Source organism: Paenibacillus sp. FSL R7-0272, assembly GCF_037969905.1.
GTDB lineage: Bacteria > Bacillota > Bacilli > Paenibacillales > Paenibacillaceae > Paenibacillus > Paenibacillus polysaccharolyticus.
In genome coordinates, this window is the sequence record NZ_CP150221.1 from 3,076,734 (window position 1) to 3,098,568 (window position 21,835).

At 44.6% G+C, this 21,835-nt stretch carries 20 protein-coding genes; 17 read left to right on the forward strand and 3 right to left on the reverse strand.

Annotated elements, in window-relative coordinates:
* Positions 1–40: 40 nt before the first annotated feature.
* The 7 genes from MKY23_RS13640 (at position 41) to MKY23_RS13670 (ending at position 7,948) form a co-directional block, all read left to right on the forward strand.
* Positions 41–1,318, forward strand: coding sequence for an extracellular solute-binding protein (locus MKY23_RS13640; RefSeq protein ID WP_339838841.1), 1,278 nt, complete (start codon positions 41–43; stop codon positions 1,316–1,318).
* 229 nt (positions 1,319–1,547) lie between these two features.
* Positions 1,548–2,438 (forward strand): sugar ABC transporter permease, encoded by an 891-nt coding sequence (locus MKY23_RS13645; protein WP_154889262.1) that lies wholly within the window; start codon positions 1,548–1,550, stop codon positions 2,436–2,438.
* A 15-nt stretch (positions 2,439–2,453) separates the two neighbouring features.
* Positions 2,454–3,335, forward strand: a complete 882-nt coding sequence (locus MKY23_RS13650; protein WP_251503388.1) for a carbohydrate ABC transporter permease — start codon at positions 2,454–2,456, stop codon at positions 3,333–3,335.
* A 164-nt stretch (positions 3,336–3,499) separates the two neighbouring features.
* The gene (locus MKY23_RS13655; RefSeq protein ID WP_339838848.1) at positions 3,500–5,305 is read left to right on the forward strand and encodes a spore germination protein; all 1,806 of its coding nucleotides are present in this window, start codon (positions 3,500–3,502) and stop codon (positions 5,303–5,305) included.
* Positions 5,306–5,348: 43 nt separating this feature from the next.
* Positions 5,349–6,464 (forward strand): endospore germination permease, encoded by a 1,116-nt coding sequence (locus tag MKY23_RS13660; RefSeq protein ID WP_339838851.1) that lies wholly within the window; start codon positions 5,349–5,351, stop codon positions 6,462–6,464.
* On the forward strand, positions 6,457–7,659 hold the full coding sequence (locus MKY23_RS13665; RefSeq protein WP_339838854.1) for a Ger(x)C family spore germination protein: 1,203 nt from the start codon (positions 6,457–6,459) through the stop codon (positions 7,657–7,659). Before MKY23_RS13660 ends, MKY23_RS13665 begins: the two co-directional genes overlap by 8 nt.
* Positions 7,660–7,729: 70 nt before the next feature.
* Positions 7,730–7,948 carry a hypothetical protein gene (locus MKY23_RS13670; protein ID WP_154958645.1) on the forward strand — a complete coding sequence of 73 codons (219 nt, stop codon included), beginning with the start codon at positions 7,730–7,732 and terminating at the stop codon, positions 7,946–7,948.
* 126 nt (positions 7,949–8,074) lie between these two features.
* Here MKY23_RS13670 and MKY23_RS13675 read toward each other — a convergent pair whose 3' ends face one another.
* Complete coding sequence (locus MKY23_RS13675) at positions 8,075–9,355, reverse strand: stalk domain-containing protein (protein WP_339838859.1); 1,281 nt, start codon at positions 9,353–9,355, stop codon at positions 8,075–8,077.
* A 178-nt stretch (positions 9,356–9,533) separates the two neighbouring features.
* Here MKY23_RS13675 and MKY23_RS13680 point away from each other — a divergent pair, with 178 nt between their 5' ends.
* Together MKY23_RS13680 and MKY23_RS13685 are read left to right on the forward strand one after the other, a co-directional pair.
* Entirely contained in the window at positions 9,534–9,902 is a 369-nt protein-coding gene (locus tag MKY23_RS13680; protein ID WP_339838862.1) for a hypothetical protein, read from the forward strand.
* 17 nt (positions 9,903–9,919) lie between these two features.
* Complete coding sequence (locus tag MKY23_RS13685; protein ID WP_339838865.1) at positions 9,920–11,152, forward strand: exo-alpha-sialidase; 1,233 nt, start codon at positions 9,920–9,922, stop codon at positions 11,150–11,152.
* Between the two features lie 124 nt (positions 11,153–11,276).
* Here MKY23_RS13685 and MKY23_RS13690 read toward each other — a convergent pair whose 3' ends face one another.
* On the reverse strand, positions 11,277–11,702 hold the full coding sequence (locus MKY23_RS13690) for a hypothetical protein (protein ID WP_090915789.1): 426 nt from the start codon (positions 11,700–11,702) through the stop codon (positions 11,277–11,279).
* Between the two features lie 210 nt (positions 11,703–11,912).
* Here MKY23_RS13690 and MKY23_RS13695 point away from each other — a divergent pair, with 210 nt between their 5' ends.
* The 8 genes from MKY23_RS13695 to MKY23_RS13730 all read left to right on the forward strand — a co-directional run bounded on the left by MKY23_RS13695 (position 11,913) and on the right by MKY23_RS13730 (position 20,861).
* Positions 11,913–12,221 (forward strand): hypothetical protein, encoded by a 309-nt coding sequence (locus tag MKY23_RS13695; RefSeq protein ID WP_251503395.1) that lies wholly within the window; start codon positions 11,913–11,915, stop codon positions 12,219–12,221.
* Between the two features lie 213 nt (positions 12,222–12,434).
* Complete coding sequence (locus tag MKY23_RS13700) at positions 12,435–13,001, forward strand: alpha/beta fold hydrolase (protein ID WP_339839421.1); 567 nt, start codon at positions 12,435–12,437, stop codon at positions 12,999–13,001.
* 300 nt (positions 13,002–13,301) lie between these two features.
* On the forward strand, positions 13,302–14,042 hold the full coding sequence (locus tag MKY23_RS13705) for a LytTR family DNA-binding domain-containing protein (RefSeq protein ID WP_154889243.1): 741 nt from the start codon (positions 13,302–13,304) through the stop codon (positions 14,040–14,042).
* Between the two features lies 1 nt (position 14,043).
* Positions 14,044–15,342, forward strand: coding sequence for a GHKL domain-containing protein (locus tag MKY23_RS13710; RefSeq protein ID WP_339838876.1), 1,299 nt, complete (start codon positions 14,044–14,046; stop codon positions 15,340–15,342).
* Positions 15,343–15,453: 111 nt separating this feature from the next.
* Complete coding sequence (locus MKY23_RS13715) at positions 15,454–17,505, forward strand: serine hydrolase domain-containing protein (protein ID WP_339838879.1); 2,052 nt, start codon at positions 15,454–15,456, stop codon at positions 17,503–17,505.
* Positions 17,506–17,750: 245 nt separating this feature from the next.
* Positions 17,751–18,740, forward strand: coding sequence for an SDR family NAD(P)-dependent oxidoreductase (locus tag MKY23_RS13720; protein WP_154984090.1), 990 nt, complete (start codon positions 17,751–17,753; stop codon positions 18,738–18,740).
* Positions 18,741–19,036: 296 nt separating this feature from the next.
* Positions 19,037–19,930: a UDP-N-acetylmuramate dehydrogenase gene (gene murB / locus MKY23_RS13725; RefSeq protein WP_154889235.1), complete on the forward strand. Its 894-nt coding sequence runs from the start codon at positions 19,037–19,039 to the stop codon at positions 19,928–19,930.
* Between the two features lie 211 nt (positions 19,931–20,141).
* Positions 20,142–20,861 (forward strand): hypothetical protein, encoded by a 720-nt coding sequence (locus MKY23_RS13730; protein WP_339838883.1) that lies wholly within the window; start codon positions 20,142–20,144, stop codon positions 20,859–20,861.
* A 22-nt stretch (positions 20,862–20,883) separates the two neighbouring features.
* Here the strand turns inward: MKY23_RS13730 and MKY23_RS13735 are convergent, their stop codons facing one another.
* Complete coding sequence (locus MKY23_RS13735) at positions 20,884–21,654, reverse strand: DUF817 domain-containing protein (RefSeq protein ID WP_339838886.1); 771 nt, start codon at positions 21,652–21,654, stop codon at positions 20,884–20,886.
* Positions 21,655–21,835 lie beyond the last annotated feature (181 nt).

Genomic DNA, 21,835 nt, shown 5'->3' on the forward strand with positions numbered 1-21,835 from the left:
AATAAATTGTAAGCGTTTCCTTTTTAGGGAGGGTACTTTTATGAAGAGATGGTTTAAGCGGTTTGTTGTACCGGTCACGCTGCTTGCAAGTTCAGTACTCTTGCTCGTCGGTTGCCAGACAGGTGCATCCAATCAAGCGAAGCAACAGGAGATTACCGTCTGGAGTTTTACGGATGAGGCAGGCTATGCGATTGAGAAATTTGAAGAGAAGTATCCAGATATCAAAGTGAATTTCGTTAATATTCCAGGCAACTTTTACCTGACCAAGCTCAAATCAGCACTTCAGACCAGTTCCAAAGCACCCGACGTGTTTATGATTGAAAATGCAAATATCCGGGAACTCATTGATGTACCATATTTGGAAAATTTATCAGCTGCACCATACAATGCAAACGAGTTAATTAAGGAGCAGTACCCTTTTGTTCAGGCTAATGAGCAGGATAGTGAGGGGAACGTTCGCGCCATTGGATATCAAGGTACACCTGGTGGCATCTATTATCGCCGTGATCTGGCGAAGGAATATCTGGGTACCGATGATCCAGAGAAAGTCAGCGCCCAGATTGATACATGGGAGAAGATTTTTGCTATCGGAGAAAAGGTACAAGAACAAAGTGGCAACAAGGTACATGCACTGGCGAACTGGAACGGGATAGCCAACTCGTACGGTGGCATTCCTTGGGTGAAAGATGGGAAGCTCGTCATTGATCCTACGTATATGAAGGTGCTTGATCTGGTGCGTGAGGCAAGGGAGCGGCGTGTACTTGGTGAGTACGAGGATGGAAGTGCAGGGTATGCAGCGTCCATGCAAAAAGGTGAAGTGATGTTCTATCCTGCGGCGACTTGGGGATTGCAGTTTACATTCAAAGCAAACGCACCCGATACCGAAGGGTTATGGGGTTTGGCACACGGGCCTTCGTCCTTCAGTTCAGGAGGGACTTACATCGCGATGTATAACAAGAGTGATCAGAAGGATGCCGCCTGGAAATTCATTGAATTTTACAACTTTAATCACGATTTTCTGACGGGACTTGCCAAGGAGCAGGATTACTTTACGAGTAACATGGTCGTGAATGACCAGCTTGCAGACTCGCTGACTTCAGCCTATCTGGGTGGACAAAAGCATTTTGAATTTTTCTCAGAGGCCGCCAAGCAGGTTCCGGTGTATGAACGCACTAAATATGACGGTATCATCAGCAATGATATCTATCGAAACTTGCTGCAGTTGTATCTAAACGGCGATATTCAGACGAAGGAAGAAGTGGTAAAACGCATCAAACGTGACGTGCGCTTAAGGTTCCCAGAACTAGAGGTAGAGTAAGTTTACTACTCCAGAACCTAGGAAGTTAACTAAGTGTTTACACAAACAACGGAGAGGACAGATGAAAGCTGGAAAAGCGAAGCGGTCGTTTTTATCACTGGATTTTCTCCTTTAAAAAGGGATCAGAAAAATCCGGGGATAACAGCGATTGAAAGATCTTCTGTCATCGGAGTGCTTGTGTAACCATCGTAGGTTCGCTTTAGGTCAATTATTGATTGGAGGACAGCGTATGTTTGCCAAGACAATTCGAAAAGACCATTACGGGTACTACTTTATTGCTCCTTTTTTTATCGTGTTTGCCATCTTTGGACTGTATCCGATTCTCTACTCGCTATATATCAGTTTCACGAATTTCGACGGGATCACCACGCCTGAGTTCGTCGGGATCGGTAACTATGTCGCTGTGCTTCAAGACCCGCTTTTCTACAAAACATTGTTTAATACACTCTTCATTTGGGGGGTATCGGTAGTACCGCAACTGACGGTCTCCCTTGTACTTGCTTTTATTTTGAACGACAAGTTGTTAAAAGGACGGGATATTTTCCGGGCGGTATACTTCTTCCCTAACATCGTTACGGCTGCTTCGCTCGGTTTGCTTGTCAGTCTGATCTTTGATTGGCAGTCGGGTGGACTGAATCATTTTCTCGTGCAGACAGGGATAATTCAAGACCCGATCAATTGGAAAGATGACCCTTGGTTTATGCGGCTAATCGTGTCATCCATTCTGTTCTTCCAGTACTTTGGTTATTCAATGGTCATCTATCTGGCTGGATTACAAGGGATAGATCCAGCGCTACAAGAAGCTGCACAAATCGATGGTGCCAAGAAAAAACATATTTTCCTGCACATCATCGTGCCGATGCTCAAACCCATTATATTGTTTCAGATTATCACCTCGATCATTGGGGGCATTCAGATTTTTGACCAGCCGTTTACGTTGACCAATGGTACAGGAGGGCCGGACCGTGCGGCAATGACCAGCATCATGTACCTATATAACGTAGCGTTCCAAAGTACACGTTTTGGTTATGGAGCTGCCATTGCATTTTGTCTGTTCATCATTATTATTCTGTTATCGGTTGCATCCTTCATCATGACCAAACGGAAGAGCCGTTCATAGGGAGGGAGAGATTGTATGCCAACTGCTAAAGTTGCCGCGCAGCGAGAAGCCGTAGTTCAACATCATGCGCTTCGTCAGCGGCTGACATTGGGGAAAATCCTCATTTATCTGTTTCTGATCGCCCTCGCTGTATTGTGTGTGATTCCGTTTTACCTGATGCTGATCTATTCTACACATAACAATGCGTCGATTGCTTCAAGCTTTACGTTTCTTCCGGGTGCGTTTCTGATAGACAATTATGTGAATATGGCTTCAAAAATCAACATTTGGCGTGGCTTTGCCAACAGTTTCTTTATCGCTGGCAGCTCTACAGTGCTGTCGCTGTATATCGGTGCTTTAACGGCTTATGGTTTTGCCAAGTTTAACTTCAAAGGACGCACCGGATTGTTTCTGTTTCTGCTCGCCACGATGATGGTTCCGGGTCAACTGGCGCTAATCGGGGTATACCGGTTGTTCAGTACACTTGGCCTGCTGGACAGTTATGCGGCGATTATTTTACCCGCGGCGGCGAATGCCTTTAACGTATTTTTCATCAAACAGTTTATGGAAAGCAGTATTCCGGATGAGATCATTGAGTCGTCAAGAGTAGACGGTGCAAATGAGTTCAGGACGTTTAATCAGATTGTACTGCCCATCCTTGGGCCAGCGATCTCGGCTCTGGGGATTTTCACCTTTATCGGGTCATGGAATAACTTTCTGACACCACTCGTACTCTTTTTCTCCTTAGATAAGTATCCGCTACCCGTCTTGGTCGCTCTCGTTCAGGGCTACTACGGTATGGATTACGGATTGTTGTATCTGGGCGTAGCGATTTCGATATTGCCGATTATTGTTGTGTTCGCCGTATTTTCGAAGCAGATTATCGGAAGCGTTGCACTGGGTGCTGTAAAAGGATAGCTACTGCACACAATCTGTGCAGTGGCAGTTAAATGTTAGTTTAGAAGAGAGTCGCTCACGGAGCGGCTCTTTTCGTCGTTCGGATTGCATATTTCTGGTGAAGGAAGCAAATGATATCTTTTACTGAGAATACTTGGACGAATCGGCGGAAAGGGGGGGAGCCCATGAGTCAAAACAGTCAAAATACAAATACCAACTCAGGAACAAACTCAAACACGAATACGAACTCAAACACGAACTCAAGTACAAATAGCAACTCAAGCACAAGCACCACGGAACAACAGGGTTCGAAGCAAGAAACAGAGCAGTCAACCGAGCAAAATATGAAACAGGATACAAAAGAAGAACAGAAAGAACAAAAACAAGATCAGCAAGAAAAAGAAAACGGCGAAAACAGTGAAATATCAAAACAGAATAAGGATCAAAACGCGAAGAAAAATACGGATCAGGATTCAAAAGAGAATGAGAATGAGAATGGGAAAGAGAAAAAAGAGAACAAAGAGAACAAAGAGAACAAAGAGAACAAAGGTAAGGATCAATCGGATCAAGAAGGACAATCAGATCAAGAAAAACAAGAAACGCAGCAGGACTTGCCCTTAACAGGCGATCTAGCCATTGATGAAGAGACATTACGCGCCGTATTTACGGACTGTTCCGATGTGATATTTCATTCATTCGAGACCGCGGGCTTCACCTCGGCACTATGTGTATATTGTGTGGGTTTATGTGATACGGAGCGGCTTGAGCGTCAGGTGCTAACGCCAGTTCAGGAGATTGGCATGGAGGCTGCTCAGGTTCCTTTATCTTCCGTAAAAACCGTTGAAACGTCGAAAGAGGCCGCAGAAGCGATATTGGAAGGAGAAGCACTTCTGTTACTGGAAGGTTCCAATGTCGCAACAACGTATCCGCTATATAAAGCCGCTAATCGTTCGACAGAAGAGCCTCTAGCTGAATCAACGGTCCGTGGTGCAAGGGACGGATTCACTGAATCGCTCGCAACGAATCTTTCTTTGGTTCGTAAACGGCTCAAAACACCTGCACTAAAATTCCGAACACGCACCGTTGGAGAAAGCTCCAATACCAGCATTGCACTTGCGTACGTGGAAGGTATCATTGATGCCTCACTGGTGAAAGAGGTGGAGCAGCGACTGGATCGGTTAAGAGTCCGGGACATTCTGGAAAGTCAGTATATTGAGGAAGATATCATCGATCAGCGATTCTCTCCTTTTCCTCAAATGATTGCTACAGAACGTCCGGACGTGGTGGCCTCCAATCTGATGGAAGGGCGATTTGCGATACTGGTGGACGGAACACCGTTCACACTGGTCGCTCCTGTAACGCTGTTTTCCATGCTGCAGTCGCCTGAAGATTACTATCAATATGTGTTTATGAGCGTATTCCTCCGCTGGCTGCGATACGTATTTTATGTTTTGTCCTTGTTGTTGCCTTCGGCTTATGTCGCGATCACGACCTATCACCAGGAGATGATCCCTACAGTGCTGCTACTCAGTATCGCTAGGGCCAGAGAGGAGATTCCTTTTCCCGCACTTGTAGAGGCACTGATTATGGAAATCGCCTTTGAAGCGCTCCGGGAAGCCGGTGTTCGCCTGCCGAAACAGGTAGGTTCCGCGGTCAGTATCGTTGGCGCACTGATCATTGGACAAGCTGCAACCACGGCGGGTATCGTCTCCGCTCCGATGATTATTATCGTTGCGATCACAGGGATTGCGTCCTTTATGATCCCTCGATACTCTGCTAGCATATCGACACGACTTCTTCGTTTTCCCATTATGCTTTTGGCTGGAACGCTGGGCTTAATCGGGGTTATGTTGGGCATCATTTTGATTGTCATTCATTTGAGCAGTCTTCGCTCATTTGGTGCGCCGTATCTGTCTCCAGTTGCACCGACGAATGCCAAAGGGTTGAAGGATCTGTGGTGGCGTCCAGCACCTTGGAACAAGCCGCGATAGGGATTAGATTGCATTAAGGATGTAGGAGAGGGCGGGAAGATTCATGTTAACTGACCAAGGAAGAATATCGGAGACACAGCTGGCGTTCATGATCTTCCCGGCTGTTATTGCCACTGCGATCTTGTCTGTACCTGGTATTACAATGCATTATGCCGGACATGATATGTGGTTATCTCCCATTATTGGATCGGTTATAGGACTTGCCGCCATTGGTATATCACTTGGACTAGCACGGATGTACCCCGGAAAATCGCTCATTGAATCCAGTGTGCTCGTGGCTGGTCTCATTCCAGGCAAGCTAGTCGGACTTATTTATATTTTGTTCATGCCTCATCTAACCGGGCTGATTATAAGGGAATATGGTGAGTTTATCGCCAATAATGCACTTCCGCGCACACCGATGTTTGTAATCATGGGCACGATGATGCTCGTTTGTGCGATTAATGTCAGACTTGGCATAGAAGTGGTTGGAAGAACAGCTCAGGTTTTTGTAACACTGGTCATGGCTATGCTGGGTCTTGTCTTTGTACTGCTCATTGGGGAGTTGCACCCGTCAGAATTGTTTCCTTTTATGGAAAATGGGCCGATGCCTGCCGTCAAAGGAGCGCTCGCTCCTGCCGCCTGGTTCAGTGAATATATCGTAATTGCCTTTCTCCTGCCGTATGTAAATCGCCAAAAAAGAACCGCTCGTGTGATGCTCGGCTCTTTATTGACAACAACGATAGTGATGACCGTTATTAATGTGGTTTGTCTCTTTTTAATTGGAGATTTGACCGATACATTTGTTTTCCCGGTGATGATCGCTGCCCGGTACATTACGATTGCAGACTTTCTACAACATATTGAATCCCTCATAATTGCCGTGTGGATCTTTGGTATGTTTGTGAAGGTTTCCGTATTTCTATATATATCTGTGACGTCCACAGCGGAATGGTTCGGTCTGAAGGATTACAAGCCCCTAGTGAGCCCGCTTTCCTTTCTCTGTATGATTTTTTCGTTTTGGGTAGCTTCGAGCAGTTCGGGGTTATCCAGTTTGGTAAGTCCTTCAGCCAATTTGTATACGATCGCCGTTTTGCTTGTTCTTCCAGGGGTGACTTACGGGATAGCTTGGGTGAAAAAGGGGTGGGCTTATGTGCGAAAAAAACGTACGGATGACTGATCCCATGAAAAAAAGAATGATCTCTGCATGCAATACTTGGCTTCTTATCTGTTTTTGTTGCACATTACTCACGGGATGCTGGGATCGGATTGAGATTAATGATCTCGCGATAGTACTGGCAACCGGAGTGGATTACAAAAATGATCAGATCGAACTGACATCACAGATCTTTATTCCCCGTAAAGCTGGGGGAGGAGACAGCACGGGGAGTGGAGGCAGTCCAAGCGGGGTAACACTAACTCGATCGGCTGAAGGTCATACCATTGCAGAGGCTTTGAATCGCTTGCAACGGAAAGTGCCGAGAAATATGTTTTGGGGACACTGCGAAGTAATTGTGATTAGCGAAGACGCCGGAAAAAAAGGCATACGCGAATTTATCGATTTTTTCCTTCGATACCCCCAGATCAGGGAACATGCTTATGTTTTTTCAACACCTGACCCTGCCAAAAACATTCTTGCCTTGCTTGACCCATTGGAACGAAGCTCTGCGGAATCTTTGCGTGAGATGGCCAATATGAAACTAGGTACACGGATAACCGTTCTGGAACTCGCTCAATCCATTGAAGGCCCTAACCAATCTGTCATTTTGTCCCGTATGTTGACTCTTGCACCTGACGAGGGACAGGATAAATTAACAACGACGCCATATATCAAAGGACTAAGTCTTTATAAGGGCGATAGGTTTAATCGGAGTGTACAGGAACCGTTAACCGTTGGCATTTTAATGCTTGCTAATGAATTAAACAACATCATCATGCCTGTAAATGTAGAGCCGGAGAGAGGTTCATTTTCGATCCAGCCGCTAGAAGTGAAGACGATTTTGAAGCCGAATATTTCGGGTTCACAGTGGAGCATGAAGGTGGATGTACAGACACGGGGAGAAGTGGTGTTAAATACAACCAACGGGAATCTCACAGATCCTGCTGTGTTGAAAAAGCTGGAGGAAACCTGGGCATCACAACTGAAAGAAATGGCTACATCAGCCCTTCGGTTATCCCAGCGAGAGATGCGAACGGATCTGTTTAAGTTCGCGGTGGAGTTCCGCAGATATTATCCGAAACAATGGAAGGAGCAGGAGAAGAGATGGGAGCAGATCTACTCCGACATGGATGTAGATCTCCAGATACATGCGCAGGTTGTACGTACAGGTAAATCTGCCGGGCCTCAGGGCATCCCGGATGAGCAGGGGAGATGAGCAATTAACTGTGGAAGTAATGCCATCACTAATGGGGACACGAGATATGATAGACAGAAGGTGATAAGTCATGAAAATTGCTTCCATGCTAGGTATTCTTTTGTTAGCCGGAACGATCATCTATGTGGAATGGCAACGTAGCGAAGAAAAAAAAGTCCGGATGATCACAACAGGAGTCAGTGCTATCAGTGCGGTTATTGGCACGATCCTGTTATTTGATCCCCAGTTGCCGGGACCGGGTGTGATCATCAAGCTACTGTTTGGTGGTATAGATAAGGTGATGAAATGAAAAGAAAAGGTGATGGAGTATACAAAAAAAGCACGTTCCTTGTACAGTCAGTCAAGGAGCGTGCTTTTTCCTGCTTATTTTGAATTAGATTATGAAGTTCAATATAGCTATGAGAAGGTAGCTTTATTATTCCTTAATTACCGATGCTTGCACAACAGATTGCATATCAGCGCTATACGTGCGGAATAGGCCAAGCCGCCAGAAGGCTGCACCCTTCAGATTGTAACGCTTGGCAAGTCCGAGCTTGTCCCCGACAGATGCAGGTGTCTCACTATTGATGTTGATGCCAAGCAAAATCTTTTCTTTGGGTACTCCTGCCTTGAGTGCGAGTGCAATTGCCTGATTGACCAGACTGTTCGGCTCCGCAACTTGAGCTTTGGTTCCTGCAGGATTATATTGGTAGGCCATAATGATAAGGTCATCCGCCAGTGTAGCCAGTGTTTTGTAATCATACCCTTTGTAGGCGCTATTGAGCGGAGGAACAGCCAGAGAGATGGCAATCTCTTGAGGTAGCGATTCCCTTAGCTGTTTCACATACTGATTCAGCAATTGTTGTTGCTCTACAGCGTCCAGTTTGAAGCCGAGTCCCTCAAAATCAAGCACAACCCCACCAAAGCCATACTCCTGAATGGCTGCTTGAATGCCTTCAATGGATTTTTGCCTTAAAGTGCTGTCACTCAGTACTTTAGTTAACTCGCCATTTCCATCCAGCGCATACACCATCAAACTGGGCTGGATTTGTTGACTTGCCGCGTCAGCTACAATGGATTTAGGGGTTACTTCACCCGCGGCAGCAGGAACCTGATATTCTTTCCCTTCCAGTGTAAACGTACCATCCCGGTCAATGCGGCTCCATCCAAAAGCAACCGAATTCATAGAAGGTAACAGATCGATTTCATGGTAGGCTTTTACGGCATAGAACGCTCGGAGATGCATTTCACGTTGAGGTGATACCATAGAGACGGTTCGTGTAGCCTGATCCCAGCCTGTACGGACATCGAATTGGCTACTGAATGAACTCAGCGGAATAAGTACACGTCCTTCCCGCTGCACAGGTGCGGCAGGGAGATTCACTTTCTCTCCATTTACAGTAGCTGTCTTGCTTCCAACCTGAAGAACAACTTTCGTTGTTTTTCCTTTGGATGTGTTCACCGCGGTTATGGTCTGTGTTTTGTTGTTCCAGCTAATACCAATGCCGAGTGCTTCTCCGACCGTCCGGAATGGAACATAGGTTACTCCTTTATCAATCCGGGGTGCTGCATCGAAGGTTAAGGGTACATGATCCAATTGAACAGAGATCGCAGGGGCTGCTTGAAGTTTGTGGGATTGAGTTGCAGGTATACTGCCCATCATGGATATTACCATGGCGGCTGCCACAGCGATTTTTCCAGTACGTTGTATAAACATAAATAGGTGTACCTCCAGGCGTTGTGGTTTGGCGTAAATCTACTAAACTAATGAAATTTGGCAAATCTATCATAACAAAATTTTCATATTGTTCCAATACAAGAAAACATAGAATCTGCATAACACAAGCTTAGTGGAAAGTATAGTGGAGTATATGGTGTGGAAGGAGTGTGACTCTTTGCCGAACTCTACAGGGTTTATCTACAATCCAGCTTCAGGCCCGACACAGTCTACACAAATTATAGTCACTTGTATTAACGATTCGTTGAATGCTCCTGTTAATGTTGAACTGGAAGTTTTCAGGTGGGACACGGCACAACTGGCACGTGTTCCTATTGGTCATGATTTAGTTGAAATCTTGCCGCAAGCCACAAGGACTTTCATCTATCCGTTGATTAATGCTGCGTTTTTTGAAGTTCAAAGTGATTTCTTTAGCGCAACGAGCACCGTTATTCATGTCTATGGCGTTGATTCTACGGGTCAGATTATACAGCGCATTCTTCAATCTGAAATGACGTTAATCGACCGGTTTACGAACATTCCTTAGAAAAAGAGGTGATGAAATTGGCGGTTGTTAATATTACCGGCGCTTTGGGAGGAAACCAGTTTGAACCATCCATTGCGGTTAACACATTGAATCCCGATATTATGTGTGTCGTGGCTGTCGATACGAGTACGGGGCCGACACTTACGGGATTCTATCGCTCTATTGACGGTGGAGTGTCATGGTCAACAACGATACTTCCGCAACCAGCAGGTTACTCTGGAGCGGAAGCACCAACGATTGACTATACGTTTCCAAGCATTTTTATTGTTACTGTACATCTGTTCAACGGAAACAACGACGGTACGATTGCCAGTTATACTTCATTTGATGACGGTGCCACGTTCCAACCACCTGTAATTGTACAACTAGGTTTTGGAACTATTGTACATAATGATGAACCGTTCATTGCTGTAGATCGTTCTCCTGGCAGCCCATATCGAGGCCATGCGTATGTAGGTTATACACCGCTTGCCACAACTTCTTCTGCTATTTTTACGCAAAGATCTGTTGATCAAGGAATCTCGTGGGAACCCCCGGATCGACAATCGAGTCCTCGTGGAATTCATGACCGGGCAGCTTTGGCCGTTGGCTTCTCCGGCGAAGTCTACGCAGGTTATATCATTACAGGGCCAGCCAGCCCTTCGGCATTGATACGCATATCGTATGATGGCGGAATCAATTATCAACCGCCTATAGAACGGCAGTCCACATTTATATCTTCGGTAGTGCCTGCTCCATCACCGTTGCCCGTGCCAAATTATAATTTTCGAGTCCAGACGAACCTTAGTCTGGGCGCAGATATTTCTAATGGACCTAACAGCGGCACCGTTTATGCCGTATGGAATGACGCTCGCGCAGGGTATACCGATGTTTTGCTATGTGAATCTCCTGATGGGTTGCTTTGGTCAGACCCGATAAGTATTACTAGCGCTCCAGCAGGTACGCAGAATTTTTTTCCGGCCATCACCGTTTCTCCATTCGCGGGAACGATTCGGGTAATCTATTACAGCAATCGAATTGACGGGTTTCTGCTGGACGTATTCGTTGCAGAGTCCTTTGATGGCGGAGCAAGCTTCAGTAATCGCCGCCTAACAACGACCTCCTTTGATCCGAATGGTGTCTCCCCAGTGCCAACCGTTCTAATCGGCGACTATATTACAGCAGCTACATATGCTCCGGATAATCTGGCTGCCGTCTGGATGGCTACTACACCGCCGACAGGCAAGCTGGATGTTTATTTCGGAAATTAGCTGAACACATAAAGGCCCCAAATCTGTAATCTACAATAGAGATGTAGATTACAGGTTTGGGGGCGCTAAGCATTACATACGAGACCTTAACCTACAACTTAATCTAAAGCGTTAATCTTAAACATTAATCCGAAACGATAAATCCGTCGAAGCTTTCAGGACCTACCCGGACCGTACCAAGCAGATTGGTACTGATAAAAGCGGTGTAGGTGATTTGCGGAGTTACAGGCGGATTATAATCATTGGCGGAAAAAATGATGACTTCAGGTACAAGCAATCCGTTCAGACCATACGTGTGATTGGCTGAATATATGAGAGGATCTGTTGCAACCGTGCCACGGACAATCGTAATTCGGACTTGGAAGAGAGCGAGTGGAAGCTGAACTGTAATCGTTCCTTTCATAGAAACTCTGGGATTAGGACCTGCCCCAGCAGTTAGTAACCCGATCTGTGCAAATAATGTAGGTGTATTAATGACGGGAATAGGAATGGCAATGGAATTAAATGTAGCTGCATTCAGCGATATCCTTGCATCAAGTAGTTGGGTCATATGATATTCCTCCTTCACATTCAGATAGAATACTATATTCAATGAGGTCACATTCGCATGGACGAGCGCTCAGGACTAGCCAAATTAGGAAAGTTAGATGGAGTATTAAAGCACTTTTGAACGTATGTTTTGACACATCAAGAACGAAATGAGAAAATACGTTTCTATGATATGAAGAAAAAAATAATTTGAAGTTGGAGGCATAACCAGATGAACCAGCGTTTTAAAATAACGAGATCGATGCAGGAAAACAATCCGGAACAACATATTTCTTTGGAAGAGTGCAGCGCATATTTTGCTACCAAGCCGGAGTTTACTTACTCCACAGTGCTAAATATCGTTGGTGCGGAGAGCACGATGACCATTGAGGGTGACTTTTTTATGTGGGAGCATGAAGGACAACAATACCCATTCCGATTGTATATGGGGGAACTGTACGTCGCTATTTCGAATGAAGCGATTGTTCCGGTTATGATGGAAGCGGCATCGCAGCTGCATGCGGATATTGTAGAGGGATAGTTGTCTCGTGCTCCGAGTCGTACGATGAGCCAAGCTGGAAGAGGAGAACCTCTGTATTTCGACAAAATAATTAGCAGTAAACATCATACTCCATTGGTTAAATGAGACTAAAATACCATTTTATTTACAATTTTTAAATTGTAAAATGTGGGTATCTCATTTCACAGGAGGATGATCTGATTGAAAAGGTTAAGACCACTGCTAATTGTTTTGATGAGTGCGATTTTTGCTTTACCAGGAATTGGGCAGAGTACGACAGCTTCTGCTGCCACTGCGCGGACACCCATTGTTTTTGTTCATGGATTGACAGGCTCAGACAGTAATTTTGCCTTAATCGAAAGGTATCTGCGCGGTGAAGGATGGTCGAATAATGAGCTATTTGCCATTGATCTCCCGAGCAAAGCAGGGAATCAATTGTTAAATTCTGCGGCGATCAGCCGATTTGTGGACGATGTTCTTCGCCAAACGGGACATTCCAAAGTTCATATCGTTGCACATAGCATGGGCGGAGCTAACAGCCTGTATTATATATTGAACCGCGGAGGCATAGATAAGGTGGATAAATTGATTACGCTGGGTGGGGCGAATCGGTTGACAACGAACAGTGCACCAAGCGGCATTAAAGTTACCTCAATCTACTCCACCAGCGACACCATTGTTTCACCTCTTTTATCCAGACTGGACGGGGCAAACAATATTTCCGTTAGTCTGGTAACTCATATCGGATTGCTCTATAACTCAAGGGTAAATGCATTGATTAAGGCCGCACTCATCGAATAGCTGTGGTTGAAGAACTTATATACTCATCCTATATTAGCGGTATTAACAAGACTGACCACTCCTGGTCAGTCGTTTTTTTGTTCAAGAGTAAGGTGATGCTTACAACCAAGGAAGTGGAAAGATCAAAAAACAACCAAAGAATGGAACAAGGACGCATGGTCACGTCGTTGTTCTTTTTACGTTTGCCTGCATTTCAGGGTAGTGTAAATGCTTTTCAATCCATGCTTAACGATCTGAGCGTGATAAGATAGTATATTAGAATGAATAAAAACGGTTTGTGTTCGAGAAAGGCGGGATGAAATGTATCAGGTAGCGATATGTGACGACGACGAGCAGCAACGAGAATTGATGAGACATATGCTGACAGCGTTCTCGCTCAAAACCAATATCGAGTTTCATATCACCATGTTCAGTTCAGGAGAACAACTCCTGGCTCATTATAAGGATCAGAGAGAGACGTTTCACCTGCTTATTCTGGATGTAGAGATGGGTGGGTTGAATGGCATACAGACGGCACAGGAAATCAGAAAACTCAAGATCATGGATGTGCAGATCATGTTTTTGACCAGTTATCCCGAGTATATGGTTCAAAGTTTCGATGTGATGACGTTCCAATATTTGATCAAACCGATTCAAGAGGCTGTGCTGGAAGAGAAGCTGGTCAAACTGCATCATTATTATCAAGCTATGGATAAAAAGTATCTGGTGATTAAATCGGATTACGATGATTTGATGTTGAAATATGAAGATATTTTATGGATTGAGGTAATCAAAAGCCTCACGGTTAAAAACAAACTAAAGGTAATTACTCGTGATAACTCTTATGAAACGAAAGGTATTCTATCGGCTTATGCTGCAACGCTGACAGAGCATGGTTTTATGCAAATTCACCGATCCGTGCTTATTAATCTAATGCATGTACACAAGTTCACGGGGGCACAAGTCACGATGCTGGATGGAACCTCTCTGCCGATAGGTCGTTCCAAAATCAAAGAAGTCAAGGATACGTATACCAAATATATGATTATGAGGGTTCAATAAAATGAATATTTTGCATCTAGTACCCGTCATTTTGTTGACCCTGCTCATGACCTTTCAAGCCAATTATTACTTTGATGCTGTGCTGGGCAAATCCAGACGTAAACCTCGCAGAACGATTTATTTTGTTGTGTTTGTCCTGCTCAATTTCTTTTATTTGGCTACGCGATTACCCTCTTTTCTTTCGACCTTGCTTGCATTAATCTTTATCTTCACTCTGGCACAATCCTACCGGGTAGAATTAAAACTGAAGATTATGTTTACGGTTATGTATGCAGCGCTGTTAACCACGGTGAATATCATTTCAGTTTACGTTTTTAGTGTGATTGACGGCATCGACTACCTGAAAGTGCCTGTCTATGGCCCGGAAGCGATATGGTTGTTCTCCAAAGTTCTGCTGCTAGGATGCAGCATTATGTTTGTTGTGATCCCCATTGTTCATCTCATCGCCAAACGCAGGAGCTTTAGGGTGCACCATAGGTCTTATCTTTTATTTTTGATCGTTACTGCGATTACGGTGTACCAGATCAATGTCATTTCAATATATAGCGAAAAAAATATCTTTTATATTTTTTCAGTGCTAGGCTCCCTTTTTCTAAACGTATTTATTGTGTATGTGTTTGATAATATCGTGGAGAAGGCGCATCTCGCTCATGAAAATGAACAATTGCAGCGGCAGATGGATTACCAGGATGCCAACTACGAGAAGACCGTGCACAGTTTCAAAAGCATTAAAAGTATTATCCACGATATCCATCAGCAGTTTCTATATATCGAAGAGTGTGTGAAACGTAACGAACTTGCGGCAGCAACAGAGCATATGCATGTTACGATGAACACCATTGAGCATGCGTACCAACGTGTGAATAGCGGTAATCTGGTCATTGATGCTCTCGTTACAAATACGCTAACCGTCGGGCAGGCAAACGGCATTCGAATCGATACCCGCATCAATCTCCATTCTCAACACATAGGCATTGAGCGTTATGATTTGTGCGTGGTGCTCGGAAATATTCTAGACAATGCTGTTGAAGCATCCAAGAAAGTACGGGTCGCCGAGGATCGTTATATCGTAGTATCTATTCATTCTACAGCTTCTGCTCTGGTAATCCAGATTATGAACCATACCGCCCAACCGGCAACGGATCTGAAAAGTGACAAAACGGATTCAGAATTTCATGGTTTTGGCCTGACCAATATATCCAGAATATGTAGCAAATATGGAGGACATATGACCATTGAGCAAGGACAAGGGTCTTTTAACAATATGGTCGTTCTTCCTTACAACACAAACAACGTCTGAACTGTCGTTCAGGGGTTGTTTTTTTCCATTCGGGGTTCTTTTCCGCAGGCCACGTCTTTGCCAGGTATGATGAGTTCATTCAAGTATATCGATCTGAAGGAGGAAATCTGAATGAAAAGGATAATTACGGTTTTATGTGCGTTTATGCTTGTCATCATGCCTGTAGCAGATGTTAAAGCTGAGGCGACAGAAAAGCAGACAACCCAAGCGAAAGCTAAACAACTCGCTGACATGCTGGTTCAGAATTATGGCGTCACAAGTATGCAATATGCGATTATGGACAAAGGTGAAATGATTTTATCTGACGGTGCTGGATTTCATGATAAGGCGAGCCAGAAAGCCGTTGACAAAGATACCATGTACGGTATAGGCTCCGTAAGCAAAATGGTGGTGACAACTGCGGTCATGATGTTGGTCGATTCTGGTGAGGTTGACCTGGACCAGCCACTTACTACGTATATTACCGATTTCAAAATGGCAGACCCCCGCTATAAAGAAATCACACCGCGTATGTTAATGAATCATTCATCCGGGTTGTACGGTTCGCAGTATGGAAACAGCATTCTTTTTGATGATAACGACACACGCAATCATGATGAACTGCTGATCAAACTTCAGGCCGAACGTCTCAAGTCTAAACCCGGGGAATACTCCGTTTATTGCAATGATGGCTTTCAATTGCTGGAGATTCTAGTTGAGCGCGTGAGTGGGCAAAGTTACAGTAAATATGTGGAACAGTCTATCAGCAAGCCGTTGCAACTTGGTTCTACGAAGACACCACTGGATTCTTTCAATAGAGACAAATTAGCTGGAACCTATTGGCCAACTTTTAAATCAAAGATGCCTGTTGAAAATGCCAATATCATCGGTACGGGTGGCATTTATTCAACGGCTGAGGAGTTAACGCAATTTGCTGAGGTATTGATGGGTAACCGCCCGGATCTTCTATCCAAGGCTTCGGCTAAAGCGATGCAAAGTCCAGAATATCGCAAAGGCATATGGGTGTCTGACGAAATCAATTCGTTCAACTACGGACTCGGCTGGGATGCAGTAGAACTTGCTCCATTCAGTGAGTATGGCATTAAAGCACTGACCAAGGGCGGCGATACGATCATGTATCACGCTTCATTAATTACGATTCCAGAGCACGGCATATCCATGGCTGTGTTATCTTCAGGTGGATCTTCTGTTTTTGACCAGATGTTTGCCTCTAAAGTGTTGCTGGAAGTACTGAAGGAACAGGGCATTATTGACAACATTAAACCGGATCGCACCTTCTCTGTCCCAGTCCAGACCGAGATGCCTGCTGAGTTGAAAGATTACTCCGGTTTGTATGGAACCGTTGGTGCAACAACGGAGATTAATATTCAAGACGGAGCATTCACCTTACCAGCTATGCTGGGCGGACTAATTGCTGAACAAAAGTATGTGTATACAGGTGACGGGTATTTTACCGGCAAGGACGGAAGCGTGAAGGTGAGTTTTGTAAAGGAGCGGAATGCCAAGACCTATGTTAAAGTCCAAGGATATCTTAGCTTGCCGGGACTGGGACAGATGGGCATGAGCACGTACGATTATCAAAAGCTGGAGCCTAACAAGCTGGATGCAGTTACCCAAGAGAAGTGGGCTGCACGGAACGGTGTGAACTATTTTGCGCTGGACGAAAAAATCACATCGCTCTTCTACCTGGTTCCATCACAGCTTATTAAAAATTTTAAGGTCAACGCAGAGCATGGCTATGTAAATGGGACGCAAATCAAGGATGCCAATTATGCCGTTAATGTTGCGGAGATTCCAGTCATGAATGGCCGAGATGCATTCGACTTGGAATTAATGATGAAAAAAGATGCTGAGATTCTCACGCAGAACGGACAGCAGTACATCTCGGAAAAGGCGATTCGGCCTATTTTCAGTGGGAAATCAGGAATTGCGACTATACCAGCTAACGGTCAAGCTCGATGGTATGCGATTGACGGAAAATCAGCTGAAAAAACGATAACGGTGGATTCTCCTAAGCACGGCGGTTATGCGGTTTATGATGATCAAGGTCAGGCGCTACAGTTCTCTATCGCGACTGGTGAACAGTCCACGAAACTTCCGAAGAAAGGCTTTATCGTATTTGGAGGTAACGCCGGAGATGTTTTCCACATTCGTCTGAAATAAAGAAATAGAAATGGTTAAATGTTTCAGTACATTTAAATATATGTATATGGATAAAGCCGCCGAATGGCGGCTTTTTTGTTCATCCTGATGGCGAATGAAGATCAATGGTGAATTTTCAGGATAGACGATTTAACGGGCATGATTTGACTTCGAGTTTACTCTAGGGTGTAGACTGATTATAGAAGTCCTAACAGGGATAAATACTATAAGCAGTTACAAGTGAAAATATGAAGGAGCTGAGTCAGATGAACATAAACAAAGAGACAAGAACAGTTCAGCATAACATACATTCAGGTTTTGACAAGAGTAGTACAGCGGATGAGGTCTTACATGGCCTGGATCTGTCAGGGCGCCTCGCCGTAGTGACAGGTGGATATTCCGGTCTGGGACTGGAAACAACTCGTGCATTGGTTCGAGCGGGAGTACACGTTGTTGTGACTGCGCGCAGACCAGATGTTGCACGTGAAGCATTGGCAGATATTGAGAACGTGGAAGTGGACGAGCTTGATTTGGCTGACTTGTCCAGTGTTGCTGCATTTGCGGAACGTTTTCTTGCAAGTGCACGCAGTATTGACATGTTAATCCTGAATGCAGGTATCATGGCCTGTCCAGAGACCCGGATTGGTCCGGGATGGGAAGCACAGTTTGCTACGAACCATCTGGGACATTTCGCGCTAACCAATCAATTGTGGCCTGCGCTGGTCAGTGAAGGTGGAGCCCGTGTCGTTTCGCTTTCCTCTGCAGGACATCATTTCTCCCCAATCCGCTGGCATGATATTCATTTTGAACAGGGATACGAGAAGTTTCCGGCATACGGTCAGTCCAAAACAGCGATCAGCTTATTCACGGTAGAACTCGACAGACTTGGCAAGCAGCATGGAGTTCGTGCATTTGCTGTACATCCGGGTGGAATCATGACTCCATTACAGCGTTATATGCCCAAAGATGAGATGGTTGCTCTCGGTTGGATTGATGAATCCGGCAACGTGGCTAATCCGGGGTTCAAATCACCGGAGCAGGGTGCAGCAACCCAGGTGTGGGCTGCGACTTCTCCCAAGCTTGAAGGCATGGGCGGTGTGTACTGTGAAGATTGCAATATCAGTGAGATGGCTCCCGAAGATGGCGGTTTTTACGGCGTGAAGCCATATGCGATTGATGCAGAACAGGCGGAGCGCTTATGGGCGTTATCTGCTGAATTGACAAAGACGGATATTCCGGATAACGATCGTGGATGAAGCGGACTTCTATTCAGAAGATAGAGAATATGTGTTAGAATGTTCAGGGCGCTGCGGGTGATAAATCCGCAGCGCTATTGCTTTTTTTGATGCCGTACAATCTGAAAATGGTTGTTCATGTATAATTTAACTTGTATTCAAGTATCTATTCAGTAAACAGGCGAATATCATGATAGTATACGGTTGAATTTCATCGGCCTGTAAAGGGAAATATGAGGATAGATTGTCATTGGAGTGTGTTTCGATTTACAATGTAGGAATCATGTTCTTTTTGAAGAACGCAGGGAGAGAAAATCATGAATATTTTTGAAAGTCACATACCTAACGAAAAAGTAAAATTTAATGAACCGCTAAAAAATCATACGTTTATCCAAATTGGAGGCAAGGCCGATATTCTCGTGCATCCAACGACGGTGGAGGAGATTACCAAAGTGGTTGAAATTGCGAACAGCCATCAGCTGCCGCTGACCGTTATTGGTAAAGGCTCCAACGTTATTATTAAGGACGGAGGCATCCGGGGAGTCACGATTTCGCTTAGCCGCTTCGATCAGATCGAAGTCAGTGGAACACGTATCATGGCACAGAGCGGCTCCGATATTATTGACGTATCCAGAGCTGCTTTGGCACATAGCCTGAAGGGTATGGAATTCGCCTGTGGCATTCCTGGCAGTACAGGAGGCGCTCTTTACATGAACGCTGGCGCTTACGGCGGTCAGATCGCGGATGTCATTGAAAAGGCGACGGTCATTACCCGTGAAGGCAACGTTGTTGTTATCCCTCGTGAAGAGATGAAGCTGAGTTACCGCAACAGTCTTTTCAAGATGGATCATTATATTATTTTAGATGCCGAGTTTACGCTTAACGAAGGGGATCAGGAGGAGATCTCTAGCAAGATGAAGGAATTAACGTTCCTGAGAGAATCGAAACAGCCATTGGAATACCCTTCTTGCGGAAGTGTGTTCAAACGTCCAGAAGGACATTTTGCCGGTAAACTAATTCAGGATTGTCAATTGCAAGGCACTCGCATCGGTGGGGCTGAAATCTCGACTAAACATGCTGGATTTATCGTGAATGTGGATCACGCCACTGCCAAGGATTATGAGGATCTGATTCAGTTTATTCAGAAAAAGGTGTGGGACACGTTCCAGGTGGAGTTAGAAACTGAAGTGATATTCCTTGGAGAATATTAATTCAGGCACAGTTTATGAAGACTGGGGCGCTGGAGCATGTCTAAGACATAACTATGCGTCGTTAAAAAGATGGAGCCGCCAATTGGCGGCTTTTTTGCTGTATCTTATAAGAAGTGAAAAAAGGATTATGATAATTTTGGTAATATTAGATGGGGTTATATGGTATATTATTAACTTATAATTTATCCATTTTTAATAAGGAGGATTCAACATGAGACCGAAAAAGGGAAACATTTTCAAAATTATCGTCGCAACGATAGCGCTCTTAGTACTCTCAGTGATATCCGTATACACATATATGTATTTAAAAGAAAAACCGGGTGGTCTGGCGGATCAGACATTGTCCAAAGCTATGGTGCTGGACGAAACCATGTCGATTCCGATCGGCAGTACGCCAGAGGATGCAGTTCAACAATTCAGAGCGTCGAGTCCTAATGTCCGTTTAGTTCATCAGGAGCCTGTGGACGACGGCATGATCGTGTTTACGCAGAGAACGAACAGTGAAGCATCAAGTAATATGCAGCTGGAGTACGTGCGAAAAAATAGTTTTGGGTGGAAGTGGGTATGGGGCGGAGGTTATGGAATAGGAGATGTGGATCCGTCTGAGTATGCATTGTATTATATGAACTTACCGAAGCTTGAAGGGATAGAAACTCCTTTTCCAATGGTGTTTGGTACAATCGAGCATCCGGGTATCCAGCGTGTAACTGCTGAAACAGAACAGAATGGCTCCATGTCCATTACTGAAGCCAAGTTGATCAGAACAGATATGGAAGAGTATATCTGGTTTGTGATGCTGCCTTCATCGGAGGGTACACCCTATACCATTAAAATATATGATGAAGAGGGAAAACAAGTGGGCAGCAAACAAAATGAAATGGTAAACGATAGCGGATCATTGACGCTGGGGAAAAGGTCGGCGTCAATGTGATCCGGACATGTTCTTCTTTAAATTATTTTGCTGTGCGATTGGCTTTCACATATTTAAGTTGTGCGACGATGATTACACTGATAATAACCAGTAGAAACCATGAACTGATCTTGCTGAAGCTCACCAGTTGCCAGCTCTCATGTTGATCCGGATATTTCCAGCCATTGAAGAAGGTGGCGATATTTTCTGCCAGCCAGATAAAGAAACCTACGATAATGAAAGCAAGAGACAATGGCATACGGTAGGTTGTATGGCGCACCCGGTAGATAATCCACGTTTTCCAGAAGACAACAAAGACAAGGGCTGTCAGCCACCAGCGAAAATCCGGGATAAAGTGGTGGGTGAAAAAATTAAGATAGATTGCTGCGCCGAGTAACATGGAGGGAACCATGCCCGGCCAGCCGGTCATATCCATACGCAGTCTTCGCCAGATCTGACACATGAAGCTGGCTACACTTGCGTACATAAATCCGCTGTACAGCGGAACGCCAAATATTTTGCTATATGCGGGCTCCGGGTAAGACCATGATCCCATATGTACTTTGTATATTTCGAGTAGGAGACCGATTACGTGGAATACACAAATAACCTTGATTTCGTCCAACGTTTCCAGTCCAGTGCGAAACATCAAATATTGAACAGCAAGCAGAATAAGCAGAATGGCATCATAGCGGTGGATATAAGGAAATGGAATGATCGTTGAAAGAGCCAGTGTACCAAAAATGGCTACGGGAAAAATGCAGCTCATGGCCTGATGATAGCCAAAATGCAATAACTGAATGATTGATTTCATAGGAAGTAGCTCCTTTTGAACACCTGATCTGGAGTAAATTTGAGAGTGCATGATCACTTATATTAATCTAATCGATTTTGTCCCATTTGAAAAATAGAAAAAAATAAAGAAGAAAGTTCATATTTTTGTCTGTCATTTTATGCAACTGAGCAGCTTTAAATGTATATTCTTTGATGCATAT